This is a genomic window from Actinospica durhamensis, assembly GCF_018139695.1.
Taxonomy (GTDB): domain Bacteria; phylum Actinomycetota; class Actinomycetes; order Streptomycetales; family Catenulisporaceae; genus Actinospica; species Actinospica durhamensis.
In genome coordinates this window covers 25089-50912 of record NZ_JAGSOG010000012.1, presented here as the reverse complement: position 1 = coordinate 50912, position 25824 = coordinate 25089, and the positions used below count along the sequence as shown (strand labels likewise).

Sequence of the window (25824 nt, the reverse complement as noted above, 5' to 3'; positions counted from 1 at the left end):
GTCGGTGAGCAGTGACCGGTTGGCAGTGACCGGTTAGCAGTGGTCGGTCAGGGCGCCCGGCGGTTCGGCGTTGATCTGCGCGGGGGTCGGCACGGTCAGCTTGCCGGTGACCGCGTAGGCGACGATCAGGCTGTCGCTGTAGATCTCCTTGACGGCGCCGGACTCGAGGTTGACGGCGACGAGGGCGCGGACGGACTGATCGATCAGCACGCGGCAGATCGGCTGTCCGACGACGATGATCGCGGCGTCGGGCACCGGCGTCTTCGCGGAGTAGTAGACCGTGGTGGTGGGCATGTAGTAGTGCCACTCCCACGCCGGCAGGCCCGCCGTGACCACGGCGGCGCTCAACCCGTCGGCCCGCATGAGCTCGGGCACGACCATCACGCCGGTGGGCTTGAGGTCGGCCACGTTGACGGTCTCCGCGACGGACTCGCCGACCGGAACGGCCAGCACCGCGATCCCCACGACGGCGGCCACCAGGACCCTGACACCGCCCCGGGACAGCCCCACGACGCGCCGCGCCACCTCGCCGACCCCGAGGGCCGCGAGCGCCAGGAAGAACGGGGTCCACATGACGTAGTAGTAGCCCAGGGCGACGTGCGCGATGAAGCAGTGGAACAGGATCGGCACGGCCAGCGCTGCCACGCACCAGGCGACGAGCCCGTCACGGCGCAGCACCACCGCGCACAGCGCGGCCACGACCAGGAACACCGTCAGGATCGAGCCGTAGGCGTGCCCGGCGAACCACAGGTTCGTCCACCACGGCGGATGCGCGGTCACCCGCCCGTCGAACCCGATCAAGTGGCCGCCCGCGGACTGGTTCGTCTGGAAGGCCACGAGGTAGTGCAGCCGGGCGATCGGGTGCGAGAACGGCAGGTAGCACGCCAGGAACGTCGCCAGCGCGATCACGGCGGCGGCCACCGTCTGCCCGCACCGCACGAGGAACGCGCGCACGTCGCGGCCCACGAGCGGCGCGCCGAGGACCAGGAGCACCGGCCCGATCACCCCGAGGAACCCGTTCTCCTTCGACGCCGACGCGCAGCCGATCGCCAAGCCCGTCAGCCCCGCGGCGACCCAGCCCGCGCGCCCGGTGCGCCGACTCCAGATCCAGGCCAGCACGACCGAGAGCACCATGAACATGCCCGCGGTGGTGTCGAGCATCGCGAACCGGTCGAAGCGCCCGATCGAACCCCCGGCCGCCTCCGGCAGCAGGGTGAGCAGCCCCCCGGCCACCAGCCCGGTCCACCGCCCGGCATGCCGCCCGATCCAGATCGCGATCGCGACCGCACCCAGCAGCGCCGCCGCCGCGCTGACCGCACGCGCGGCCGTCACGCCCGTGGACGAGCTGTCGAACCACTCCGCCATGCCGAACAGGTACTTCGTCAGCGGAGGATGCTCGAAGTTGTCGTCGTTGAACTGCATCACCCCGTTGGCCTGCGGGGTCACCGGCAGCGGCGCGAGGATCTGCCCGCTCAGATAGCGCCGAGCCGCGACCGTGTACGTCGGCTCGTCGTTGAGTATCGGCGCGACGCCGATGTGGTAGAAGTTCTGAAAAACCGCCCATATGCCCACGAACGCGGCGGCTCCGAAGAAAAGCCGGTCCCCCCGCTTCGGCAGGAAACGCGCACCCCGTGCGGCACCCCCCGGAGCATTCCGGGTACGCCGCGCGCCCGCGCCCACGGACAAGGTGGCGTCCTGCACCCCCGCCATCGTCGGTCCCCCACGCTCTTCACTATCAGTTTCTTAAAACACCATGGAGCGGGAGCACTGTATCCGCTGGCCTCGAAAATCACCACCTGCGAAGACGTCCGCGCGTGCTGCACGCCGTCAGTGTTCCTGGCCGGGGGCGAAGCGTTGGATGGACCCGGCGGCCCTGTACACCAGTGTGACCGGGATGGCGGCGACGAGGCAGATCAGGTCCAGGATGGTCGGATCGTCGTCGGTCAGCTCGTGGTAGAGCCAGGACAGCACCGGGATGTCGATCTTCGCGTCCAGGGCGCCGAGCACGTCGCGCACCGTCTGGGCGATCACGTCGAGGAGTGTGCCGAGCATGTTCTCGGCGGAGTCGAGCACGGTCTCGGCGATGATCCCGGGCAGGCTGCGGCTCAGTTCCGTGATGCTCAGGAGGTCCGGGCCGGAGACGGCCGAGAGGCCGCCGTGGAAGTGGTGCACGCCGAGGTTCGCCGGAGCGCTGTGCTGTTCGGGCCGCGGTGGGTTGCCGCCGAAGAGGGTGCGCGGCGTGTCGGCGGACTCCGGCAGATGTGGCAGTTCGTCGATGTGTCCGCTCAAGTTCCTGGCGGCGCGCACCACTTCGGTCCTGGTCGTCTCGGTGCCGTCGACGGCGGCTTGGGCGAGGGAGCGGGCGACGCCGTGCAGCACGCGGTGGGTGACCAGGATGTCGTCCCAGCCGAAGAGGAACTCGAGCAACACGATGATGTCCTCGATGGCGATCTCGATGGCGTGGTAGATCCACGTCGCGGCGGCCATGACGGCTTCGACGCAGTCGAGGGCCGCGTGGTGGACGGTGTCGCCGATCTTCACGACCAGGTGCCAGGCCTTGAGGACGGGGTCCTCGACCAGGTCGACGGCCGCATCGACGCCGGTGGCCAGCCAGCAGCACAGGTCCCCGAGGTCGACCGCCAGGCCCACACCGAATCCCGCGGCGGCCACGGCCTCGGAGGCCGACTGCGACGCGCCCTCGGCCGACGGGCGGGACCGGGCGGTGGGCAGGGGCAGCGGCTCGACCCGGTCGTACGCCGTGGCGAGGTCCTGGTTCGCTTGGGCGACACGCCGCAGATCCTGGTCCGAGGTGCCGGCCGGGACGAAGTCGCGGGGCTTGCCGGAGCGGGAATGGATCTTCGCCGCGCGCAGGCTCTCGGCCGTCGTGTAGCCGGCGTTGCGCTGCCAGGCGGTGTCCATGGTGTTGATCAGGCGGGCGGGCTGGTCCGCGACGGCGGCCTGGTAGCGGGTGCCCGACAGGGTGGTGGTGCGTTCGACGATGGTGATGGCGCCCGAGGCGTCGGCGGTCAGGGTGATCGGCGAGGGTCCGACGACGTAGTACAGGTGGTTGACGGTCACCGGGGTGACGCTGCCGGCGGTGAGGACCACCGGCACGTGGGCGGCCGGCCGGCCGGCGGAGTCGGTGACCTGGATGCGGGTGGTGTAGGAGTGGATCGGGGTGGCCGGGGTGCGCTCGCCGGGCGGCGGCAGGGTGATCGGGGCCTGATTCCACAGGCCGGTGGTCGGCGACTTGACCACCTTCAGGAGGCTGCCCGCGGCGTGGGCGAAGAGGGTGTTGGCGCCGTGGGCGCGGTCGACGTACGGGGAGACGGCGTCGACCCCGGACAGGACCGGCAGCGGCGTGTTCCAGGCCGACGCGATGTGCAGGCTCTCGGTCGGGCAGGTGAGGTAGAAGACCTGATCGTCGCCGTTCACGCCCCAGACGGTGACGACGCCCTCGATCGTGCAGGCGTAGAGCGCGCGCACCGTGTCGAGCAGCCGGCTGGCCAGGAGGGGCACGCCGGTGGCGCCGTCCTTCTGGTCGGCGGCGGCGAAGCGGTAGAGGTGCCCACGCGCGGCCACGTACAGGTCGGTGGTGCCGTCCGTGTTGCGGGCGGTGGCGATCGCGTCGGCGGCGGCGTCGCCCGGCAGGTGCAGACGGGACGTGAGCGGGGGCAGGTCCCGGTCGTGGACGTTGTACAACGGGGTGTAGATCAGCCGACCGGGCTGGCCGATGGTGCCCGTGGTGTAGAGCCCGTCCACGCCGCGGGAGCCGGCGCTGCGCCCGAGCCGGGAGCGGTAGTCGTCGGCGGCGAGGTCGACGGGCAGGTCGTGCGGGCGCCACAGCGGCCGAGCCTGGTCCCGGGTCTCGAGGAAGTAGCGGGTGATCAACCCGTCGGGCCGGCCGGAGTCGCGCAGGACGTCGACGACGAGGTGTTCCGCGTCCGACGCCTCGCTCAGGAAGACGTCGACGATCTCGAGCGGCACCGGAACCGGGATCGGCCGCCCGGCGCCGTCGTGCGCGTTGAAGGGCGCGCAAGTCCAGACCGGCCGCCGGGTCCAGGCCAGGTCCTGGGCGGAGTTGGCCAGGGACAGGTACAGGTGGTCGGCGGTGCCGTCGGACACGACCATCGCCAGGTGGATCCGGGTCGGCTCGCCGGGGCGGCGGGCCTGGGCCTGGGTCTGGGCCGCGGCGAAGGTTCTGACCCGCGCGTAGCCGAGGAAGTCGCGCTCGATCTGCCGGCCGCCGAGGTCGGCCTGCCGCCAGCCGTGCCGCGTGCCGGGCTCCTCGATCGTCAGGTGGAACGCGCCGCGGGGCCGATCGAGAAGAGCAGGGCGGTGCCGGAGTCGGTCTGCAGGGCGGTGAAGGTGTCCTGCGGCAGCAGGTAGTCGGCCTGGAGGTAGTTCTCCATCAGTTCCGCCGACGTCGTCACCGTGTACGCGCTCGTCGTCGCGCTCGTCGTGGCCTGTGTCGCGCTCGTCGTCGTGGCCACGGTCTCAGGCCCCGGTCCCGGCCGCCATGGCGGTGTTCAGCCGAGGGTCGGGTCGAGGGTCGGCGTAGCTGAGCCGGGTGGTGACGGTCGGGGGGAGGTTGACGCCGGCCTGGGTGACCGCGACGACCTGATCGATCCCGAACTTCGCAAAGTCGGACAGGTTGGACTGCGAGGCTCCCACGTGCGTGCTCTCCCGTGCGGCGGATCGAACGCATCCATCGCAGCATCGGGGGTGGCCGGTCGCATCCCGCCAGGCCCGTTCGAGCGGGCGGCGGGGGCGGCTCCGGCCCGCACGAAAGGCGCGGTGCCCCCGGCCGAGGCCCGGGGCACCGCGCACAGTCCTTAGAGCGGCCGGATGTTCTCGGCCTGCGGGCCCTTCTGGCCCTGCGTCACATCGAACTCGACCTTCTGGCCTTCGTTGAGCTCACGGTAACCCTGAGCCGCGATGTTCGAGTAGTGGGCGAACACATCCGGGCCGCCCCCGTCCTGCTCGATGAATCCGAAGCCCTTTTCGGAGTTGAACCACTTCACGGTGCCTGATGCCACTGGGTACTGCCCTTCGGTGAACGAGAATCTACCCGGCCAGTGTGTCATGGACCATGGGCGTCCGCGAGGAGACCCGCGTCGAAAGGCGTTCACCTGCGGTCCGACACGCCGTCAGGGGAGCAGATTGAGGGTGTTGGTCGCGTCGTCGACGTAGTAGACGCCGCCGCACTGCTCGACGGCGAGGCCGAAGAGCGCGCCGGCGCCGGGCGGGTTGCCGGATTTGTCCAGAGTGACGGTTCGCAGCTGCCTACCGCGGGGCGAGGTGACGAGAAGGTTCCCGTCGCCCGCGTTGACGGTCAGGATCCGGCCGTGGCGGTCGAGGGCGAGTCCGAGCGGAGTGTTGAGCTTGCCGCCCGCGGTCACGGTGCGCCCGGTGCCCGCGTCGGTCGAGCGCCAGGGCGCGTTCGGGATGGCGGTGATCCGGTTGCCGACGCTGTCGGCGACGTACAGCGTGCCCTCGCGGGAGAGGCCGACCCCGGTCGGTCCGACCACGAGCGCGGCGGGGTCGGTGCGCTCGCCGAAGCGCGAGCCGATGACGCGGTGCTCGACCAGGTACGGCGGACGCCGGTCCGACACCTTCAGGGTCAGGCGTTCCACGGTGCCGCGGTAGACGGTCTTGCCGCCCGCGGCGACGGTGCCGTTCAGGACGTTGGTGACGAACAGTTCGGCCGTGGAGCCGCGGTCCAGCGCGGTCATGTCCCAGGGGCCGTTGACGCCGTGGCCGGCGATGGTCTCGCGGACCCTGCCGCGGTCGTCGAGCACGAGCAGGCAGCCCGCCTTCGCGGTGGCCGCGGTGCCGTCCTTGGTGGGCAGGGAGCCGACGACGACCCAGCCGGAGCGCAGCACGACGAGCGCGGTGGTCAGACCCACCCCGCCGGGGCAGCGCCCGGGCAGCCTGGCCGGGTTGATCCGGGCGAAGGTGCTGACCCGGCCGTTCGGGGAGACCTGCACGATGGTGGTGCCGGTGCCCTGCAGGTTCTTGACGTTGTTGAAGTTGCTGACCAGGATGTTGCCCCGGTACAGCGCGCCGGTCGAGCGCGGGACGATCGCGACGCCGTAGGGGTTGACGTCCCCGTTGGCCGGCACGGTGGAGGCGATCACCCGCGGATGGCCCCCGGCCATCGGCGCCGCGCCCATGGCCAGGGCCGGCGACGCCGTGAAACCGACCGCGGCCAGGCTCGCGGCCGCCAGCAGCGCGCTGCGGCGCTTTGTTTGTCGTGCCATGAGACATTCCTTTCGTCAGGGGACGGTCATACCGGGGTGGTCACACCGAGGCGCCGTCGCAAGAAGCTTCGCCGCTCGGTGCGCCGACGAGCGCGCACGGGCCCGGCGCGTCTTCGCCGGGCCCCTCGAATGCCGTATTCGGCTGCGCTTTCCGCGCGTGTACGGACGGACGGGGCGGAAGGCTCGGATACCGTCTCCGGCAAGATCCAGTAAGGCGCGCGCCCGGGCCGCGGAGTCCGGTGTGCGGCCCGAGCTGCTCTCGAGCCCGGTCGCGTCCGCGCCGGGGACGCCACGGAGGGGAGCGCGAGTGGTCACGGCCTGCCCGCCGCCGAGGCGTCCGCGTCCGACGGGTCGTCCACGTCCGACGGGTCGTCAGCGCCCTCCGGGACGTCCGGGTCGCCTGGGCCGTCCGGGCCGCGCCGTGAAGATCGGGGCCTGAGATGACGGCCGTCGCCGCGGTGCGCTGCGCTTTCCCGGACCACCTGCACCCGCAGCGCGACCTGGCCGAGATGACCGCGCGCCTGTGCGGATCCGACGCCGGGCGCGACGCGCTCATCGGGCGCCTGTACGCGAACGCCGGGGTGGAGTCCCGGCACACCGTGCTGCCGCTGCACGCCTACGGCGCCCTGGCCGGGCTCGGCGCGATCAACGACCTCTACATCGACCACGCCATGGCGCTGGGCGAGCGCGCCGTGCGCGCGGCGCTCGAGGCCGCCGACACTGACCCGGCCGAGGTCGACCTGCTCATCGCGACCTCCGTCACCGGCGTCGCCGTGCCCTCCCTCGACGCCCGGCTGATCAGCCGGCTCGGCCTGCGCCCGGACGTCAAACGGCTTCCGCTGTTCGGGCTCGGCTGCGTCGCCGGGGCGGCCGGACTCGCCCGCCTGCACGATTATCTGCTCGGCTGGCCGGGGCATACCGCGGTCCTGCTGGCCGTCGAACTGTGCTCGCTCAGCCTCCCGCTGGTCCGGCCCGCCACCGCGGATCTGGTGGCCAGCGCGCTGTTCGGCGACGGCGCGGCGGCCCTGGTCGCGCGGGGCGGCATGGTGGCGGCCGGCCCGGGCCCGCGCGTGGTGGCGTCCGTGAGCGAGGTGTGCCCCGACTCCCTCGACGCGCTCGGCTGGCGGCTCGGCGCCGACGGCTTCCGGATCGTGCTGAGCACCGGCCTTTCCGACATCGTCGCGGCCCGCCTGGGCGCGTGCGCCCGCGGCTTCCTGGCCGCGCACGGCCTGCGGCCCGAGGACGTCGGCGCCTGGATCTGCCATCCCGGCGGACCGCACGTGATCGACGCCGTCCAGCACTGCCTCGACCTGCCCGATCACGCCCTGGCCGCCAGCCGCCGCTCGCTGGCGGGGGTCGGCAACCTGTCCTCGGCCTCGGTCCTGCACATCCTGCAGGAGACCATCGCGGCCGACCGGCCCGCGCCCGGCACCCACGGCCTGGTCGTCGGGCTCGGCCCGGGCGTGAGCATCGAACTGATCCTGCTGCGCTGGTGACCGGGCACGGCCGGCCGGCCGCCGTCCAGAGCCCGCCGTCCACCGCGCGCCGCCCGTCGCGCGACTCGAAGAAAGGAGGCCGAGCCGTGTCCGGACCCTATGCGGTCTACTACGCCTTCGTCGCAGCGGTCTGCCTCGAACGCGTCGCGGAGCTGGCCGTGGCCCGGCGCAACACCGCCTGGAGCGCCGCCCGCGGCGGGGTCGAGAGCGGTCGCGGGCACTACCCGGCCATGGTCGCGCTGCACACCGCGCTGCTGGCCGGCTGCCTGATCGAGCCGTGGGCCGCGCACCGCGCGTTCGTGCCCCGGCTCGGCTGGCCGATGCTCGCGCTCGCGCTGGCCGCCCAGCTGCTGCGCTGGTGGTGCATCGGCACGCTGGGCCCGCGCTGGAACACCCGCGTCATCGTCGTGCCCGGACTCGCCCTCGTGCGGACCGGGCCCTACCGGCGCCTGCCGCATCCCAACTACCTGGCCGTCGTGCTCGAGGGGCTGGCCCTGCCGCTGGCCGGATCGGCCTGGATCACGGCCGCGGCCTTCACGGTGCTCGACACGGCGTTGCTGCGGGTCCGGCTGCGCTGCGAGAACAGGGCGCTGACGGAGATCAGGGTGTCGACCGGGAACGCAGTGCCGACCGAGCAGGGCGTGCCGGCCGCGGCCGCGGAGAGCGCCGCGTGATCGACGTGCTGGTCGTGGGCGGCGGTCCGGCGGGCCTGGCCACCGCCATCCTGGCCGACCGCGCGGGCCTGAGCACGGCTGTGGCCGAACCGCGTACCTCTCCGGTGGACAAGGCCTGTGGCGAGGGGCTGATGCCCGCCGCCGTGGCCCGGCTCGCCGCCCTCGGCGTGGACCCGCCCGGCCAGGCCCTGCGCGGGATCCGCTACCTCCAGGCCGAGCGCGGCGCGGAAGCGCTGTTCAGCGGGCCGCCCGGCCGGGGCGTGCGCCGCACCGCGCTGCACGAGGCGCTCATCGCCCGCGTGGCCGAGGCCCGGATCCCGCTGCTGCCGGTCCGGGTCGAGGGCTTCACCCGGGGCCCCGGCTATCTCGAGGCGGCCGGCATCAGGGCCCGTCATCTGGTGGCGGCCGACGGGCTGCACTCGCCGATCCGGCGCGCCTGCGGCCTGAACCAGGCGCGGCCGGCCGGCTCCCGCAATGCCCTGCCGCGCTACGGCCTGCGCCGGCACTACCGGACCGCGCCGTGGACCGACCTGATCGAGGTGCACTGGGCGCGGGACTCCGAGGCCTACGTCACCCCGGTCGCGCCGGACCTGGTGGGCGTCGCGATCCTCGGCCCGGGCCGCGGCGGCTTCGAGGACCGGCTCGCCGCCTTCCCCGACCTGCGCGCCCGGCTGGCCGCGGCGCGCGTCGCCGGACCCGACCGAGGTGCCGGACCGCTGCGGCAGGACGTGCGCCGACGCACCGCGGCCGACGGCGTCCTACTCGTCGGGGACGCGTCCGGGTACCTCGACGCGCTGACCGGGGAGGGCATCAGCGTCGCCCTGGCCCAGGCCGAGGCGCTGGCGCACTGCCTGGCCCGGGGCTGCCCGGAGGAGTACGAGCGGCGGTGGCACGAGGTGTCGCGCACCTCGCGCCGGCTGACCGCGGGGCTGCTCTGGGCCCGGCACAATCCGCTGCTGCGCCACGGGATCGTGTCCGCGGCCGGCCGGCTGCCGCTGCTGTTCACGGCACTGGTCAACCGCGTCGCCGAAGGTTGAGCGGCTGAAACCGGGTCAGATCAGGTCAGGCGTCCGCCGCGTAGCAACAGCAGGGCCACGTCGAGCAGCGCAAGGCCCAGCGTCGCCAGGAACGGCAGCCGGCTGCGCGGCCCGCGCGAGGCCAGCGGCACCGCGCAGGCCAGCAGGGCACTGAGAGCCAGTCCGGCCCAGCCGGCCGAGCCGATCCGTCCGGCCGGGCCGAAGATCAGGAACACGGACACGGCCGCGAGCGAGAGCCCCGCCGCGACCCGGGACCCGTGCGCGCCCAGCCGCTGTGGCAGGCCGCGTACTCCGGCGCCGAGGTCGTCCTCGATGTCGGGCAGCACGTTCGCGAAGTGCGCCCCGACGCCCAGCAGCGCGCCCGCCGCGAGCGCCCAGCGGCCCGGCCAGGGCGAGCCCGGTAGCGCGAGGGTGATGAACGCGGGCAGCAGCCCGAAGGCGAGCGCGTAGGGCAGCGGCGACCAGAGCGTCCGCTTGACGCCGAGGTTGTACGCCCACGCCGCCGCGACCGCGACCAGATGCACCGTCCCGGCGATCCGACCGTTGGCCAGCGAGAACGGCACGCACGCGGCGAGCGCGAGGGCGGCGGCGAGCGAGACAGTGCCGGGCCGGAGCGCGCCGGCCGCGAGCGGCTTGTCCGTCCGCCGCGCCGCCACGTCGCGCCGCAGGTCGATCCGGTCGTTCGACCAGCCCACCGACAGCTGCCCGGTCGCCACCGCGGCCGCGACCGTCGCGCAGCCGCGCGGGTCGCGGCCGGCCGAGAATGCCAGCACCGTGACGATCAGCGTGACCGCGCACGAAGGTGCCGGATGGCACGACGCGGCCAGGTCGCCGACGCCGTAGCGAAGCGCGACGCCCGGCCGCGGGACCGCGCCGGTGCGGGTCAGTACAGTCCGCCGGTGGACGACGCGGAGGCCGAGGCGGAGGCGGACGGTGCGCCGGGGGACGCGGAGGCGCGGGCGCCGGTGGTGGTGACCGCCCACCAGGTGCCGCCGTTGGCGTTGAGCTTCTGGCCGTTGGTCTGCCCGGCCGCCGAGTCACCGGTGTAGGTGTAGACCGGCCACCCGTCGACGGTGACCTGCTTGGTGCCGTCGGACCGGGTGATCGTGCCCAGTTCGGACTGGGCGAAGCCCTGCGCGGTCAGGGCGCCGGACCCGGCCACGACCGGGGGCCAGACCGAGGCGCAGCTGCCCGTGCAGTGCGAGGTGGGCGGCGAGGCCGAGTCGGCGTCGAAGCGGTAGACGGTCGCGCCGTTCGAATCGACCAGGATGGTGCCGAGCGCCGAGTTGGACACGGTCTTGAGCGCGGCCCCGGCGGAGGTCGCGGTCACACTCGTCGTGATGATGGCGGTCGGGGTGCTTGGCGTGCTCGGGCTGCTGGAAGAGCAGCCGGTGAGGATCGCGCCCAGCGCGACGGCGCCTGCGGCGGCGGCGATCCCGACCCTGCCGCGCCGGGACGGCCGGGGTGTGCCGGACGAGAGCATCGTGGCGTTCATCAAGGCCCCTTTGCGGGATGGCATGGTGGTGACGACACGGCATTTATATGCCGTGCGGCCGCACCGGGCCCGGTGGCGCGCCGCACCGTGGGGGACCGCGACGCGCCAGGGTCACCCGAACGTGGCGACCAGCCGGCCGACGACCTCGCCGCGCTCGAGCCGGCCGATCCCCTCGCCGATCTGCTCGAAGCCGATCTCGGTGATGCGCGAGGAGAGCTTGCCCTCGGCGACGAGGCCGAGCACCGCCTCGCAGTCCTCCTTCGTCCCGGCCTGCGAGCCGACGAGCTCGATCTCGTTGAGGGTGAGCGCCTGCAGGTCGATCTCGGCGCGGGCGCGGCCGAGGCCGACCTGCACGATCCGGCCGCCGCGGCGCAGGGTGTGGATCGCGCCGTCGGTGGTGGTGCCGAAGCCGGCGAAGTCGATGACCACGTCCAGGCCCTCGCCGGCGAAGTCGGTGATGTCGCCCGCGACCTTCGCCGCGCCGAGCGAGCGGGCGTAGTCGTGCAGGAGCTCGTTCTTCTCGGCGACGAAGAGCGTCGCGCCGAGGGCGAGCGCGGCCTGCGAGCCGAGCGAGCCGAGGCCGCCGAGCCCGATGATCCCGACCCGGGTGCCCGCGGTGATGTTCCCCTGCACCGAGACCGCGTGGTACGAGGTGAGGCCCGCGTCCGTGGCGGCGGCGGCCTGGTCGAAGGCCACCCCGTCCGGCAGCGCGACGACGAGCCGTTCGAGCACGGCGACCTCGTCCGCGAACCCGCCGTTCTTCGACGTGCCGGGGCCTTCGATGGCCGCCGGGATGACGACCTTCTGGCCGATCTGGAACCGGGTGACGGCCGAACCCACGGCGGAGACGACGCCCGCGATCTCGTGGCCCAGGGTGATCGGCCGGAACGGCAGCAGCGGGGTGAGCGTGCCGTCGAGGAACCCGACGTCGCTGTGGCAGAGCCCGGCGGCGCGCACGTGCACGACGAGTTCGTCCGCGGCCGGCGTCGGGCTCGGCACCTCGTTCAGGGTGAGGGGTGCTCCGACTTCGGTGAACTGCCATGCGCGCATCGTTCGCTCCTTGAACCTTGCCTACCGGCGGGTGGCCGGCGGGTGGCCGCCGCGATCGGGACCCGCGGGTCCGATCGGCCTGGGGCCGGATCGGCCTGGTCAGCCACCCGGAATTCCATTGTGGGACCCGGTACCGAAAATACTCTACCCTAGGCTGGCCTGGTGACTACCCCCCGTCCCCGCCGCGGACGACCGCCCGCTTCGTCGCGTGAAGCGCTCGAGGAGATCGCCTTCGAACTGCTGCTGCGGGACGGCTACGAGGCGACGACGCTACAGGCGATCATGGCCGCGGGCGGTGTCGGCCGCTCGACGCTGTTCCGCTACTTCGGCTCGAAGGCGGGGATCGTGTGGGGTGAGTTCGACCGCGCCGTCGAACGCCTGCGCTCAGCGCTCGACGACGTCGGCGACGCGCCGGTCATGGCGGCCGTGCGCTCCGCGGTGGTGCGCTCCACGCACCTGTCCGAGGAGGCCGCGCCGGGCTCGTGGCTGGATCGTTTCCGCGTGCTCGACCGGGACTCCGCGCTCGTCGCGGAGACCGCCGTGCACTGGCGTGCGTGGGCCGAGGTGGTGAGCGGGTACGTCGGGGCGCGCACCGGCACCGAGCCGTCGGCCCCCGTCCCGGCCGCGGTCGGCGGAGCGGTTCAGGCGGCCTACGTCTCGGTGCTGCGACACTGGGCCGCCGCGGAGCAACCCGTCGACATCGACGAACTCGACGACGCCCTGCGCCCGGTCACCGACGCGTTCCAGACCGTCCTCGACGGCATGTCACTCCCCCGCTGACCGCCGGGCGCGCGCGGCCGGAGGAGAAGACGGGGCTTGACTCTCCCCTCGGGGGAGACGCGAGGGTGGGGCCATGGACGGCGACACGCTCTACTCGATCGGCGACCTGGCCCGGCGGACCGGGCTGACGGTCAAGACCATCCGGTTCTACGCCGATCGCGGGATCGTGCCGCCGACCGACCGCAGTCCGGCCGGCTACCGGCGCTACGACATCGACGCCGTCGCCCGGCTGGACCTCGTGCGGACGCTGCGCGAGCTGGGGCTGGATCTGGCCTCGGTCCGGCAGGTCCTGGACCGGGAGGCCTCGCTGCCCGGGGTCGCCGCGGCGCACGCCGAGGCGCTGGACGTGCAGATCCGCATGCTGCGGCTGCGTCGCGCGGTACTGACGGCGGTCGCCAAGCGCGGCTCGACTCCGCGGGAGACGGAACTCATGCACAAGCTCGCCAAACTCTCCGACGACGAACGTCGACGTCTGATCAGCGACTTCATCGACGATGTCTACGGCGGCCTGGACGCCAACCCCGAGTTCGTGGCCCTGATGCGCGCGATGGCGCCCGAACTGCCCGACGACCCCACTCCGGAGCAGGTCGAGGCCTGGGTGGAGCTGGCCGAACTGTGCCAGGACCCGGACTTCCGCGCCGGCGTGCGGCGGATGGCCGAGTACCAGGCGGCCGAACGCGCCGCCGGCGACACCACGGGCCTGCACCAGGAGCTCGTCGAGCTCGTGCGCGAGGAGGTGGGCCGGGCGTTGGCGGCCGGTATCGACCCGACCTCGCGCCGGGCCGAGCCCGTGCTCGGCGCCCTGCTGCCCAGGTACGCGCAGGTCTTCTCCCGCCCGGACGACGCCGACCTGCGGCGTTGGCTGCTCGAGCGCTTGGAGGTCGCGGAGGATCCGCGCGCGGAACGCTACGTCCAGCTGCTCTCGGTGGTCAACGGCTGGCCGGTCCCGGAGACCCTGGTGCCGGTCTTCGACTGGCTCACCCGGGCCCTGCGTGCCCGGTTACCGGGTTAGGGGCTTGGCCGGAACCGGGCGGGCGCGGGTCACGCCCGCAGCGGCGGGACGGCCGGCATCTCGATGGCGTTCTCGATGTCCTCGGCGGTCAGCCGGAACGCAGCCGGGTAGGCGTCCGGCTGGGTGCGCCGGGCCGGCTCGGTGGTGCGCCAGGTGTAGAGGCAGCGGTCGCACTGGAAGACGTCCCAGGCGCCGGCGACCGGAGAGGTCGTCAGGTGCGTGAGGCGCTCGTGCGCGCAGCGGGGGCAGATGGAGGGGGCGGTGGCGGACACGGGTGTTCTCCTCGTCTCGGGTGCGGCTGAGGCTGCGCCTGAAGGTGCGTCTGAGGGCGCGGCTGAGGCTGCGTCTCGGGTGCGGTGCGGGCTCAGCGCTCGGCGATCAGCTTCTGCAGCTTCGCGATCCACTCCTGCGTCTCGGGCAGGTCCTTGACCGGGGTGGCGAAGTTGCCGCGGCGGTCGGGGTCGACCGGGGTGGTGGCGTCGATGATCATCTTGCTGATGATGCCGGCCGGGGAGGCCGCGGGCGCGAGCTCGACCACGGGGAGGTTCGGCATGATCATCACATCGTCCTTCGGGTTCACCTTCGAGGACAGCGCCCACATGACCTGCGGCAGGTTGAACGGGTCCACGTCCTCGTCGACGAGGATGACCTGGGCGACGTAGCCGAGGCCGTGCGGAGTCGTCATCGCCCGCATGCCGACCGCCTTGGCGAAGCCGCCGTACCGCTTCTTCGTCGAGATGATCACCAGCAGGCCGTGCGTGTACATGGCGTTGACCGCCTGCACCTCGGGGAACTCGGCCTTGAGCTGCTTGAGCAGCGGCACGCAGGTGTTGGGGCCGACCAGGTAGTCGCACTCGGTCCACGGCATGCCGAGGTAGAGGGACTCGAAGATCGGGGCGGTGCGGTAGGAGATCCGGGTGACCTTGACCACGGGCATCCGGCGGCCGCCGGAGTAGTTCCCGGTGAACTCGCCGAACGGGCCCTCGATCTGACGGGTGCGCGACTCGAAGTAGCCCTCGATGACGACCTCGGAGCCCCGGGGCACGTCGAGCCCGGTGGCCGGCGCGGTCGCCAGCGGCATCGGCTCGCCGCGCAGCGCGCCGGCCATCTCGTACTCGCTCTGGTCGTAGGCCATCGGCATGCCGGCCACGATCGGCATCACCGGATCGTTGCCGAGGGTGATGGCCACCGGCAGGTCCTCGCCCTTCTCCTCCGCCATCCGCAGGTGCTGGGCGATGTCGTGCATGGGCACGGGCTGGAAGGCCAGGCGGTCCTTGCCGATGACCTCGATCCGGTAGACCCCCACGTTCTGCTTGCCGAAGTTCTCCGGGTCCTGCGGGTCGCGGGAGACGACGGCGGCCTTGTCGAGGTAGAAGCCGCCGTCGCCGTCGTTGAGGCGGAACAGCGGCAGCAGCTCGAACAGGTCGATGCCCTCGCCGTCCATGGTGTTCTCCCGCCAGGGCGCGTCCTCGCGGCGGACCGGGGCGACCGGGAACGCGTCCCAGCGCCGGGCGAACTCGGCGACCTGCTCCTTGACCGCGGTGTTCTTGGGCAGGCCGAGGGCGAGGGCGTGGTTGGCCCAGGAGCCGTGCACGTTCATGGCGATCCGCGCGTCGGTGAAGCCGTGCACGTTGTCGAACCACAGCGCCGGGGCGTTCTCGCCGATGCGCCCGGCCGCGTTCGCGGCGGCCGCGATGTCCGGCTCCGGACGGACCTGCTCGGTGATGCGCAGGAGCTGGCCCTCCTCCTCCAGGGTGGCGAGGAAGCTGCGCAGATCGTCATAGGCCATGAGCGGGTACTCCTTGTCGGTACGGGTACGGGGGCGAGTCCGGATGCGGGTCCGGATGCGGGTCCGGATGCGGGTCCGGATGCGGGTCCGGATGCGGGTCCGGATGCGGGTCCGGATGCGGGTCCGGGTGCTGATGCCGGCGTCAGGCGAGGGGGGCGAGCCCGGCCGCGGCCTCGCGGGCCTCGCGCATGCCGGCCCAGCGCTTGGCCGCGGGGGCGGGCAGGTCGAACTGGTCAAGGACGCGGGCCACGATGTGGTCGACGACGTCGTCCACCGACTCCGGCCGGTTGTAGAAGGCGGGCATGGGCGGCACGATCCGCGCGCCCATCCGCGACAGGGCGAGCATGTTCTCGAGGTGGATCTCGCTCAGCGGCGTCTCGCGCGGGACGATCACGAGCTTGCGGCGCTCCTTGAGCACGACGTCAGCGGCGCGCCCGACGAGCCCTTCGCCGTAGCCGACCCGGATGCCGGCCAGGGTCTTCATCGAGCACGGGACGATCACCATGCCCTCGGTGCGGAAGGAGCCGGAGGATATGGCCGCGCCCTGGTCCTCGGGCGCGTAGACGACGTCGGCGAGCGCGTGCACCGCCCGCACCGACCGGCCGGTCTCGAGCTCGATCGTGCTGCGGGCCCAGCGGGAGAGCACCAGATGGGTCTCGACCTCGGGCAGCTCGGCCAGGTTCTCCAGCAGCCGCACGCCGAGGACGGCCCCGGTCGCTCCGGTCATCGCCACGATCAGCCGCATACCAGCCACCTCTCCATCGGCCACGTCGGCCAGATCTCAGCCGCCCGCATGTCTTAGCCACGTCTAGGGCGTTTTCCGGCCTTCGACCGGCGTCCTGGTCCACGCTATGTGCTGCACCAGGCACGATTCGGGTAAGGTTTTGACTTGCCATGGGTAAAAACGGACATCCGCGCATCCCGGACCTGCGCTACCGGGCCGCCGTCGGCTCGCCGCCCGGAGCCGAGGTGTTCGACCTCGCCGCCCTGCCCGAGCGTGCCCGGCGCCACGGCAACGATCCGTACCGGCCGCAGCGGCCCGAGTTCCACCAACTCCTCGCGGTGCGCGGCGGGAGCTGCGAGGTGACCGTGGACTTCACCGCGCACCGGCTCGGCGCCGGGGACTGGCTGTGGATCCGGCCCGGACAGGTGCAGCAGTGGGGCACGGACCTGGCGGACGCGCAGGGCCTGCTCGTCCTGTTCGAGCCCGGCTTCCTCGACGCCGGAACGCTGCGCGCCGCAGCTCCCGGCCTGCCCCACGACGAGGGCCCGACCCACCTGAGCGGCGCGCGGGCCCGCGGAGTGGAGCGCGCGCTGGACCACGTCGTCGCCGAGTACGCCGACCTGCCGCAGCTCCCCGTCGAGCTCTATCTGCGCACACTGCGACACCTGGTCTCGGTCCTGGTGCTGCGGCTGGGAGCGGTCCTCGGCGAGCAGCGTCCAGAGACGACGGCCACGACGGCCTTCGTGCGCTTCCACGACGCGGTCGAACGCGACTTCGCCGTCACCCGCCGCGTCGACGAGTACGCCGCCGCCCTCGGCTACAACCCGCGCACCCTCACCCGCGCCACGATGGCGGCCGCCGGCGTGACGGCGAAGAAGTACATCGACGATCGCGTCCTGCTGGAAGCCAAGCGCCTCCTCGCCCACGGCACCGACCCCGCCGCAGCCGTCGCCCGCACCCTCGGCTTCGCCGACCCCAGCGACTTCACCAAGTTCTTCCGCGTCCGCACCGGCACCACCCCCGCCGCCTTCCGCGCCGCGGCCCGCGGACTCTGACCGATCCGGCGGCGGACCGCGGTCGAATCGCAGCGTTCGTATCGCAGCGTTCCGCAATCGGGGTCGATGCAATACCCTGTGACCGTTCCTGGGACCTCACGGGGAGGTAGGCGCACAAGATGTCGACGAGCAGTGGGGGGACATACTCGACGCCCCCGGTGGACGAGTCGGGGATCTACCAGGCCGAGTGGACGGGCGGACCTGCGGCGAAGCAGCCGGCCGGGGGCGGGGCCACCGGGTCGAGTGGGTCGGCGGCGTCGAGTCCCGGGTTCCAGGTGGACAGTGACGCGGTGCGGGCGCAGGCGGCGATCCTGGCCGAGTGCGGGGACGAGATAGCGCAGATCCTCAGCTCCCTGCGTGCCACGCTCAGCTCGGGCGGCGAGCCCTGGGGCACGGACGACCTCGGCAAGCAGTTCGGCCCGGAGTACACCGGACCGGCGAACCAGGGCTTCGCCAGCCTGGCCGGGCTGGGCACGGCGCTGGCCAACGTGGCGAACCAGCTGGTGGCGCAGGCGAACAGCTACGACGAGCTCGAAGAGCAGCTCGCCGGGACGATCGGACAGATCGCGCAGCCCGACGGCGCGGGCACGAGCGGCTCGGCGGGTTCGGCGGGGGCGAGCTCGTGAACATCGACGGCGTCGACATCTCCCTCGACAACATCGGCCAGGACCTGCTCGAGCTGGTGGTCGGCGAGCGCTGGCCCAACGGCGACGAGGGCGCCATGCGCTCGCTGGCCTCGGCCTGGAACGACGCGGCGACCCAGCTCGACGCGGTGCGCCAGCGGGCCACGGCCGCGGCCAACGCGGCGGCGGAGAGCTGTCAGGGTGCGAACGGCTCGACCTTCTCCTCGTTCTGGTCGTCGAACTTCGACGACGGCAAGACGAGCTGGCCCTCCGGCACCGCCCCGGCCGCGCTGCCGTTCGCGGTGCAGTTCTGCAAGTCGATGGCCCAGGCCCTGAACTCCGGGGCCACCCAGATCGAGACCACCAAAGACACGATCATGGGCAACATCGCGATCCTGGTCGCGACCGTCGCCCCGCAGATCGCCGCCGGCTTCTTCGACTTCGGCGCCACCGACGCGACCGCGATCGCGGAGGTGGCCGCCGACCGCACGGCCATGCAGGTCTTCCTCGACGGCGCGAAGGAACTGATCGTCGAGGTGGTCAAGCAGGCCATCGAGCAGGGGCTGCAGCAGGCCGAGCTGAACTTCGTGATCCAGCTCAAGGAGGTCGCCGAGGGCCACGCCAGCAGCATCGACTGGAAGCAGGTGGGCTCCTCCGGGCTCTCCGGCGCGGAGGGCGGGGCGCTCGGCACCGCGTTCGGCTTCGGCCTAGGCAAACTCGGCGGCAAGGTGATCGGGGAGGACTTCGGCAAGTCCTTCACCAGCCGGGCGGTGACCGGTGTCGCCTCGGGCGCGCTGACGAACGCGTCGATGGACCTGCTGCAGAACGGCACCATCTCGGCCTCCGACTTCACCAAGGGCTCGGTGGCCGGCGTGCTCGGCGGCATCCACGGCAGTGAGGCCGCGGCCGGGGACCATCCCGCGATCGACACCACGGACCTGCCCACCGAGCTGCGCACGCCCGAGACCCCTACCCTGGACACCTCGACCGCCGCTCCCACGGTGGACACCTCGCTCGGCACCGATCTCAGTGGTCTGACCTTGTCACCGGACCGGGGCGCGACGACGGGCACGGGCACCACGGGCGCGGACCTGACCGGCACCGGATCGGGCGGCGGCGGGAGCGTGGACGTGAGCGGCGGCGCGCAGGTCGACCCGTCGCAGGGTTATGCGGCCACGTCCTCCATCGCGCGCATCCTCGGCGGCGGCACGCAGGACGCCGGGATCAGCGACGCCGGGGCGAGCAGTGGATCGAGCTACGGCAGCAGCGCCGGGAGCGATGTCGGCGGCGATGTCGGAAGCAGTGTCGGCGGCAGTAGCGGCCTCGGCAGCAGCATCGGCGACGTGAGTACGGGCGGCGGCATCACGCAGGACTCGAGCCTTGGTGGCAGTTCCGGCTCCGGCTCAAGCTTCAGTGGCGGCTCTTCGGCCGGGTACGAGGCGGCCCCGGTCGCCTCGGCACGCGCGGACGTCAGCAGCGGCGGCAGTAGCAGTGGCGGCAGCGTCAGCAGCGCCTTCGACACCGGCGGCAGCGTGGGCGGCGTGGGCGGCGTCGGCGACCGCTCGGGCTCGTCCTCGTACACGCCCACTGATACGTCCTCTTACACACCCGCAGGCGGCAGCGCCGACCTCGCGTCCTCCGGCCACGCCTCGGCCGCCGAGTACGCGCCGTCCGAGACCGCCGGTACGGGCTCGATCACTGATGCACCCGCGCAGACGTCCGGCCAGATCTCGTCCAGTTACGCACCTGTGGACAACGGCGCGAGCGCTTCCGGCTATGACGGCGGCGGCAGGTTGGACGCCGCGCCTACCGCCGAGCCGGGACTCGAGTCCGGCGGCTCGGGCGGGCTCGGGGGTGGGCTCCCCCTGGGCGGCGCGGCTTCCGAGGCCGTTCCGGCGGGTGCCGGGTCCGGATACGGGCGCGGCGCAGGGATCGACGACACCTCGGGCACCGGATCCGGATCTGGGATCGGCACCGACGCCGGCGCCGGCACCAGCGCCGGGTACGAGCGCGGCGCAGCGATCGACGATCCGGCGCGCTCCGGCCTGACGGGCGCAGGTGCCGGCACGGGCGTGGACGGCACGGGGCGTGCGGTGTCCTCCAGCCGCTTCTACGGCGGCCGCGACAGCAGCTTCACCGGCAGCGACGACTCCGGGCTTGGCACGAGCCGCGACGCGGGGGTGGGTCTCGGGCGCGAGACCGTACCCGACGACTTCGCGAACACGACACCGCGCGAGGTCGCCGCGCCCGCGACCGAGGCGGCCGGATTCGATACCGCGCAGGGCGACCGGGTCTCCTCGGACGCTCCGATCGCGGCGGACCCGGGCCTCGCCGCGGACCCGGACGCCGCCACGGACGCCGCCGCCACCGACGCCCAGACCGGGAACGCCCGGACCGCGGACGGCCTCGCCCCCGACACGGCCGTCGCCCCCGACCAGGCGACCGCCCGTCCCGACGCGACGCAGAACCCGGCCACTCCCGTCGGCGACACCCGTCCGTCGAACACCGAACCGCGCCCGTCGAGTGCCGAGACCCCCGCCGGCCGCGGCGACACCCCGAGCGCCCGGACCGACCAGACACCCAGTCAGGCGCCGAACCAAGCCCCCGATCACGCGCCCGGCCAAGCGTCCGACCACGCCGCCGACCAGAGCTCCGCTCCGGTCCCCGACCGGGCCGGCGACAACCTCATCACCGCGGCCTCGGTGCCCGGCTCCGGCTTCCGCGGCCACGCCGAGGCGCCGACCGCCAGCCACATCGGCGAAGTGCGGGCCGCCATCGATCCGGCCGTGCGCGACGTCGTCGACGCGCACCCCGGGCTCAGCGTGGAGGCGCTGCCCCAGGAGGGCCTGTACCGGATCACCGACGACAGCGGCCTGCTGCCGGACGGCCAGCGCACCTTCACCGTCCGGGTGGAGACGCAGCGGCTCGGCGACGAGACCGCGGCGCGCTCGATCCTCAACCACGACAAGGGCCAGCACGTCATCCAGCTCTCCGACCAGATTTCGCAGAACCACGTGCCGCGCGCGGTGGCGCACGAGATCGGCGAGATCGTCGCGGACCGGCAACGCTACCTCGTCGACAAGGTGGACGCCTTCGCCCCGGACGAGAGCAACCTGCGTCCGGGCGGTCCGACCGAGGATGTGCGGCTGACCCCGCACGACGCCGGGCGGGTGCAGGAGCTGCGGGTGCTCGGCCAGCAGCTGGACAAGCTGCCGCCGGAGGGCAGCCGCAGCGCGGAGCAGCAGGCGCAGTACGAGGGCACGCACCGCGAGGCCATGGCCCTGGTCGAACACCTGGGCCTGCGCGAGGGCACGCCGGGAGCCGAGCAACGCAGGGCCCTGGCTTTGGATCCGCAGCGGCTGACGGCCGAGGGCCAGACGCACGTGAACAGGCTCCTGGACGACGCCGGGCGCAGCACCGAGTCGCTCTCGGCCACGGATCAGCAGGCGCTGCAGGACATCCACGCGCGCGCCCAGACCGACCAGGCGGCCTTCGACGCGCACCGCGCGGGCCTGCGGCCGGACTTCCAGCCGCCGATCGCGCAGGACGGCGGACGGGTCGCCCCGGAGCAGTTCAAGGCCATCGCCGACGCGGCCACCGCGCGGCGCGAGGATCGCAGCGGCCAGACTCTCGCGGACCTGCATCAGCAGGCCGCGGAGCTGCCCGAGGGCGAATACCCGAAGGTCACCCTGCAGGCGGGCGGCGGCGCGGCGCTGGCCGCGCGGGACCCGCACGCGCTGCTGGTCGACGACCGGGGCCGGTGGCAGGCCGACAACGGCGACCGGATCGCGCAGACCGCCGACCAGCTGCGCAACCTGCGCCAGACCGGGCTGGGCGACCCCTACCAGTTCGTCGGCGAGCACGACCCGGGCGCCCGGGTGCCGCTGGACGCGGTGCGCTACTGGGAGGACGACATCGCCGCCCAGGGCCCGGTCGTCAACGGCACCGCGAACTTCCGGATGGAGAACGGGAAGATGCTCGCGGACATCACGCCCGAGCACGGGGATCCGATCACCGTCGAGGTCGAGGGCACCCCGGTGATCTCCAGCGGCTTCCCGCCGGAGATCATCCCGGGCATCGACCGGAGCATCAGCGGTGGCATGCACGGCACCTATGAGGCGACCTCGCGCGCCCTGGAGACGCTCGGCACCCCGGAGGCGCGCGCGGCCAAGGTGGAGTTCGACAAACTCTCCTGGCGCGACGAGGCCTCCGCGGGCAAGGCGGTCGACATCCTGCGCGAGAGCGGCGTCGACCGCGCCGGCCTGCCGGACGCCGTGAACAAGTCGCTCGACGCCGTGGCCAACTGGAAGTCGCTGCGCGACACCCACGAGGGCCAGATCCTCTCCGGCGACGACGCGAACCTGCGCGGGGTGGACCCGACCGCCGCGAAGGACTGGATCGTGGCCGGCACCGGCGGCACCGGCATCAGCGGCGTGGAGAACATGCTGAAGCTGGACCCGGACTCGCACTACACCATGATCGGCCGCAGCGCGCCGCCCGGACTGGCCGACAACACGCAGTGGAAGGAAGTGCGCACCGAGCACGACCAGGGCTTCAACCCGAAGCAGCCGCTGGATCCGAGCCTGACCGACCCCGCCACCGGCCAGCCCTTCAACCCGGGCGCCACCGGCCGGCTCACCATGGCCTTCGACCGCGACATGAACATCACCGGGATCGAGCCGAGCACCGCGGCGGACGGCTCGACCCGGTTCAGCGTGGCCGGGTTCGAGGGCGACGGCGTGATCGCCTCGCTCGGCACCCGCGCCGCCGTCCCGCCGTCGGTCGCCGAGATGGTCGACTCCGCGCTCAAGAGCGACCCGAAGTCGGTGACCGGGAAGATGCTCTTCGACGACGACGGCCAGTACCTCGGCTACCGGATCGACATCGCCGGCAAGTCCATCGACGTCACCGGCGCGGCCTCCCGCTTCTTCCCGGTGGACCAGCTCTTCTCGCAGCCGCGCGGCGGGTCGGACCCGCTGCCCGCCTCGGGCGGCGCGACGGCCCCGGGGACGGTGTGGAGCACGGGCGACGCGCGGTACGCGGCCGCGCCCAGCGAACGCGGGAAGTTCCCGGAGCAGACCGGGTCCAACCGGGACGCGCCGCCGGAGGGCGGGAACTTCGACGGCGGATACGTCGCCACCGCGACCCAGGCCATGCACTACGCCGCCATGCGCCGCCGCGGCGCCACCCCGACGCCGATCCCGCCGCCGCCCGCGCCGCCGACCACGTCCTGATCGAGACTAGGATCGCTGCCGTGTCCGAATTGCCCGCTGCCGCCGCCGAACTGGAGATTACCGAGGCCTGGACCGCCGACGCGCCGACCGGCGGACGCGTCCTGGACGTGGCGTACGCGGACATCGACGGCCGCGCCGCCGCCGTCGCCGTGACCGCGGACGCGCTGCTGGCCTGGGACCTGGACTCGGCCGAACCGATCCTGCGCGCGGCGGTGCCCGAGCCGGGCCCCCGGCGTCAGGCCACGGAGTTGTGCCGGGTCGCGGTGACCGACGGCGCGGACGGACCGGTCGCCGTGACCGGGGACGACGCCGGCGGCCTCCAGGCGTGGGACCTGCGCAGCGGCGAACGGCTCCGCGGGCGGTTCGGCGAGTACGGCCGGCTCAGGGAACTGGCGGCGCGTCAGGGTGCCGGAGCCGGGCGGGTGCTGGTGGCCCGCGGCGCCGGGGCGAGCTCGAGCGTCTACGCGAACCCGGTCGGCGACGGCTTGGTCGAGCTCTGGGGCGTCGGCCTCGAGCCGCGGGTGAAATCCCTGCCCCACGGCGGGTTCAGCGTCGCCGTGGCCGTCGGCGAGCACGACGGCCGGGCCCTCGCGGTCGTCTCCGCGGAGTACTCGATGCGTCCGCTGATCGACTCCTCGGACGCCGAGGGCAAGGCGTACCTGTGGGACCTGGAGACCGGCGGGCAGGTGGGCGAGGTGCTGCTGCCCGTGCGGGAGGGCGACCTCATCGGCAGCGTCGCGGTGGGCGCGGTGGACGGCCGCACGCTCGTCGTCGGCGTGTCCAACGGCCTGAGCGTGTGGGAGATCGGCCGGCCTGGTTCCCGGCCGCACAGCACCGTGCGCCCGCCCGGCCGGATCGACGCGCTCGCCTGGACCGGCGGCCCTGACCGGCCGCTGCTGCTGGCCGGGGGCGGTGGGCCGCGGATGCAGGACCGCAGCAGGCTCCAGGTGTGGGACGCGCGGGACTGGCGGCTGCTCGGCGAGGCCAGGCCGGGCTGGGGCACGCTCAACCGCCTCGCCGCGGCCCCGGACGCCCGGGTGATCGTGCCGTGGAACCAGGCCGTCAGGGTACTGCGGTACCGCGTGGCGGACTGAGCGCGGCGAACCCGGGCGCGACGAACTCGGCGAACGCCCGTGGTTTGACGAGGTATCCGGTGTGCCCGCCCGGGAAGGACACGACGCGCGCCCCGGTGGCCGCGCCGAGCGCGAGGGCGGAGCGGGCCGCGGGCCAGCCCGCGGAGTCCTCGCCGACCCCCAGCACGAGTTTGTCGGCCGCTGCTTTCAGCGCCGCGAGGTCCGGGGTGTGGGCGAATCCTGCTTCGGCTTCGCGGGTGAACCAGAACTCGCTGTTGGCCGCCATCCGCGCGGGCAACGCCGGGTCCCAGTCGAATCCGGGCTCGAACTCCGGCTGTCCTTGTTCCTCCGGGAGCATCCTGGCCAGCAGGGCGTCGGCTGCCGCCTGCACGCCGTGTTCCCCGCACGTGGCGTCCAAGCCGTCGAGGAACGCGCGCAGCTGCGCCCCGTCCGGAAGAAGCGAGAGCACCGGGGGTTCGTGCGCGATGAGCCCGCTCACCCGGTCCGGGTGGGCGGCCAGCAGGTCCAGGGCGATCACGGCGCCGCCGCTCGATCCCAGCACGAACGCGCTCCGCGCTCCGACCTCGTCCAGGATCAGCCGCGCGTCCTCGGTCTGCTCGGCCATCACCATCGCCCGGGCCGGCTCGTCCAGCGGGCTGCGCACGTATCCGCGGCGGTCGTAGGTCACCACCGTGTAGTGCTCGGCGAGCAACCCGGCCACCGGGCCGTACACGCCGCAGTCGGCGATGGAGCCGTGGATCAGCAGGAGCACCGGCCCGGCGCCGCGCACCTCGAAGTACAGACGCGCGCCGGACACGCGCAGATTTCCCGTGGTCTTCGCCGTCATCCCCGTCCCCGTCCACGCCCGCTGAGGTCCAGCACTGTCATCCTCCGACAGCCGCCGCCGGCGCTCCGCCGAGCACGCTCACGCGGCGCGGTATCCGGCCAGGGCGGCGCGGTGCGAGGCCGCCGTGGCCTCGAGCCGGACCTTGGAGAAGCGCCCCGGTTCGCGGGCGTACAGGGCTCGTCCGGTGGCCGAGGTGAACGCCGCCTCCGGGACCGCCGCCGCGCCCTGCGGGATGAACTTGAGCACCTCGTCGACCGCGGCGGCCGCGGCGGCCAGCGCGAGCCGCCCGCGCTCGCCGGCCTGCGGGTCGCCCGCGTCTCCCGCGTCGGGCGCGAAACCCGCCGCCGCGGAGGCCTTGTCCGCGTACAGCAGGAACTCCCCCGGGTCCACGATCCGCGAGGCGGCCGCGCCCCCGAACGCCGGGGGCGGCGGCGGGATCGCGTCGTCGAGGGCGAAGACGAACTGGCGCGGCAGACCGCAGCGCGGGCACAGCCCCGAGTAGACGGCCAGCAGCCGCCCCTGCGCGTCCTCCTGCAGCGCATGCTCCGCCGCGAACCCGGTCTCCCCGCACGAGCAGGCGTGCAGATCCATGTAGAGCCGACATTCCGGCGATGACCTGGCGATCAGCATGACGCAGACTCTACTCCGGCGCTCGCGGCTACGCGGGGCGGC

General features: G+C 73.2%; 23 protein-coding genes. 9 read left to right on the top strand and 14 right to left on the bottom strand.

Annotation, left to right across the window (positions count from 1 at the left end; all coding sequences use genetic code 11):
- Positions 1-33 precede the first annotated feature (33 nt).
- From KDL01_RS04685 to KDL01_RS04660, 6 genes are all read right to left on the bottom strand, one after another.
- A complete protein-coding gene (locus tag KDL01_RS04685) occupies positions 34-1572 on the bottom strand; it encodes a phospholipid carrier-dependent glycosyltransferase (RefSeq protein WP_212527068.1) in 1539 nt (512 codons plus the stop codon).
- 255 nt (positions 1573-1827) lie between these two features.
- Positions 1828-4131, bottom strand: a complete 2304-nt coding sequence (locus KDL01_RS04680) for a hypothetical protein (RefSeq protein WP_212527067.1) — start codon at positions 4129-4131, stop codon at positions 1828-1830.
- Between the two features lie 164 nt (positions 4132-4295).
- Positions 4296-4493 (bottom strand): hypothetical protein, encoded by a 198-nt coding sequence (locus tag KDL01_RS04675; protein ID WP_212527066.1) that lies wholly within the window; start codon positions 4491-4493, stop codon positions 4296-4298.
- A gap of 4 nt (positions 4494-4497) precedes the next feature.
- Positions 4498-4674 (bottom strand): hypothetical protein, encoded by a 177-nt coding sequence (locus KDL01_RS04670; RefSeq protein ID WP_212527065.1) that lies wholly within the window; start codon positions 4672-4674, stop codon positions 4498-4500.
- Positions 4675-4835: 161 nt separating this feature from the next.
- Positions 4836-5039: a cold-shock protein gene (locus KDL01_RS04665; RefSeq protein WP_212527064.1), complete on the bottom strand. Its 204-nt coding sequence runs from the start codon at positions 5037-5039 to the stop codon at positions 4836-4838.
- Between the two features lie 111 nt (positions 5040-5150).
- Positions 5151-6263 (bottom strand): NHL repeat-containing protein, encoded by a 1113-nt coding sequence (locus tag KDL01_RS04660; RefSeq protein ID WP_212527063.1) that lies wholly within the window; start codon positions 6261-6263, stop codon positions 5151-5153.
- Between the two features lie 440 nt (positions 6264-6703).
- Between KDL01_RS04660 and KDL01_RS04655 the strand changes: the two genes are divergently transcribed.
- The 3 genes from KDL01_RS04655 to KDL01_RS04645 all read left to right on the top strand — a co-directional run bounded on the left by KDL01_RS04655 (position 6704) and on the right by KDL01_RS04645 (position 9470).
- The gene (locus KDL01_RS04655) at positions 6704-7759 is read left to right on the top strand and encodes a type III polyketide synthase (RefSeq protein WP_212527062.1); all 1056 of its coding nucleotides are present in this window, start codon (positions 6704-6706) and stop codon (positions 7757-7759) included.
- Positions 7760-7845: 86 nt separating this feature from the next.
- Entirely contained in the window at positions 7846-8433 is a 588-nt protein-coding gene (locus KDL01_RS04650) for an isoprenylcysteine carboxyl methyltransferase family protein (RefSeq protein WP_212527061.1), read from the top strand.
- Positions 8430-9470, top strand: coding sequence for an NAD(P)/FAD-dependent oxidoreductase (locus KDL01_RS04645; RefSeq protein ID WP_212527060.1), 1041 nt, complete (start codon positions 8430-8432; stop codon positions 9468-9470). The genes KDL01_RS04650 and KDL01_RS04645 overlap by 4 nt, the downstream gene beginning before the upstream one ends.
- 20 nt (positions 9471-9490) lie before the next feature.
- Here KDL01_RS04645 and KDL01_RS04640 read toward each other — a convergent pair whose 3' ends face one another.
- From KDL01_RS04640 to KDL01_RS04630, 3 genes are all read right to left on the bottom strand, one after another.
- Positions 9491-10255 carry a UbiA family prenyltransferase gene (locus tag KDL01_RS04640; RefSeq protein ID WP_281415238.1) on the bottom strand — a complete coding sequence of 255 codons (765 nt, stop codon included), beginning with the start codon at positions 10253-10255 and terminating at the stop codon, positions 9491-9493.
- A gap of 98 nt (positions 10256-10353) precedes the next feature.
- Complete coding sequence (locus KDL01_RS04635) at positions 10354-10965, bottom strand: COG4315 family predicted lipoprotein (protein ID WP_212527058.1); 612 nt, start codon at positions 10963-10965, stop codon at positions 10354-10356.
- A gap of 111 nt (positions 10966-11076) precedes the next feature.
- A complete protein-coding gene (locus KDL01_RS04630; protein WP_212527057.1) occupies positions 11077-12015 on the bottom strand; it encodes a zinc-binding dehydrogenase in 939 nt (312 codons plus the stop codon).
- Between the two features lie 162 nt (positions 12016-12177).
- Here KDL01_RS04630 and KDL01_RS04625 point away from each other — a divergent pair, with 162 nt between their 5' ends.
- The gene (locus KDL01_RS04625; protein ID WP_212527056.1) at positions 12178-12795 is read left to right on the top strand and encodes an acyl-CoA-like ligand-binding transcription factor; all 618 of its coding nucleotides are present in this window, start codon (positions 12178-12180) and stop codon (positions 12793-12795) included.
- Between the two features lie 73 nt (positions 12796-12868).
- Entirely contained in the window at positions 12869-13807 is a 939-nt protein-coding gene (locus KDL01_RS04620; protein WP_212527055.1) for a MerR family transcriptional regulator, read from the top strand.
- A 29-nt stretch (positions 13808-13836) separates the two neighbouring features.
- On the opposite strand, the gene KDL01_RS44385 is transcribed toward KDL01_RS04620, so the two are convergent.
- The 3 genes from KDL01_RS44385 to KDL01_RS04605 form a co-directional block, all read right to left on the bottom strand.
- A complete protein-coding gene (locus KDL01_RS44385; protein ID WP_307846091.1) occupies positions 13837-14079 on the bottom strand; it encodes a non-oxidative hydroxyarylic acid decarboxylases subunit D in 243 nt (80 codons plus the stop codon).
- A gap of 92 nt (positions 14080-14171) precedes the next feature.
- Positions 14172-15596, bottom strand: coding sequence for a non-oxidative hydroxyarylic acid decarboxylases subunit C (locus KDL01_RS04610; RefSeq protein WP_212527054.1), 1425 nt, complete (start codon positions 15594-15596; stop codon positions 14172-14174).
- Between the two features lie 142 nt (positions 15597-15738).
- The gene (locus KDL01_RS04605; RefSeq protein WP_212527053.1) at positions 15739-16341 is read right to left on the bottom strand and encodes a non-oxidative hydroxyarylic acid decarboxylases subunit B; all 603 of its coding nucleotides are present in this window, start codon (positions 16339-16341) and stop codon (positions 15739-15741) included.
- Between the two features lie 149 nt (positions 16342-16490).
- Between KDL01_RS04605 and KDL01_RS04600 the strand changes: the two genes are divergently transcribed.
- The 4 genes from KDL01_RS04600 to KDL01_RS04585 all read left to right on the top strand — a co-directional run bounded on the left by KDL01_RS04600 (position 16491) and on the right by KDL01_RS04585 (position 24326).
- Positions 16491-17375 (top strand): AraC family transcriptional regulator, encoded by an 885-nt coding sequence (locus KDL01_RS04600; protein WP_212527052.1) that lies wholly within the window; start codon positions 16491-16493, stop codon positions 17373-17375.
- 119 nt (positions 17376-17494) lie between these two features.
- A complete protein-coding gene (locus tag KDL01_RS04595) occupies positions 17495-18001 on the top strand; it encodes a WXG100 family type VII secretion target (protein WP_212527051.1) in 507 nt (168 codons plus the stop codon).
- Positions 17998-23232, top strand: a complete 5235-nt coding sequence (locus tag KDL01_RS04590; RefSeq protein ID WP_212527050.1) for a WXG100-like domain-containing protein — start codon at positions 17998-18000, stop codon at positions 23230-23232. The genes KDL01_RS04595 and KDL01_RS04590 overlap by 4 nt, the downstream gene beginning before the upstream one ends.
- A gap of 20 nt (positions 23233-23252) precedes the next feature.
- Complete coding sequence (locus tag KDL01_RS04585) at positions 23253-24326, top strand: WD40 repeat domain-containing protein (protein ID WP_212527049.1); 1074 nt, start codon at positions 23253-23255, stop codon at positions 24324-24326.
- On the opposite strand, the gene KDL01_RS04580 is transcribed toward KDL01_RS04585, so the two are convergent.
- Both KDL01_RS04580 and KDL01_RS04575 read right to left on the bottom strand, forming a co-directional pair.
- The gene (locus KDL01_RS04580; RefSeq protein WP_212527048.1) at positions 24295-25152 is read right to left on the bottom strand and encodes an alpha/beta fold hydrolase; all 858 of its coding nucleotides are present in this window, start codon (positions 25150-25152) and stop codon (positions 24295-24297) included. The genes KDL01_RS04585 and KDL01_RS04580 overlap by 32 nt on opposite strands.
- Positions 25153-25230: 78 nt before the next feature.
- Positions 25231-25782 (bottom strand): hypothetical protein, encoded by a 552-nt coding sequence (locus tag KDL01_RS04575; protein ID WP_212527047.1) that lies wholly within the window; start codon positions 25780-25782, stop codon positions 25231-25233.
- Between the last annotated feature and the right edge of the window lie 42 nt (positions 25783-25824).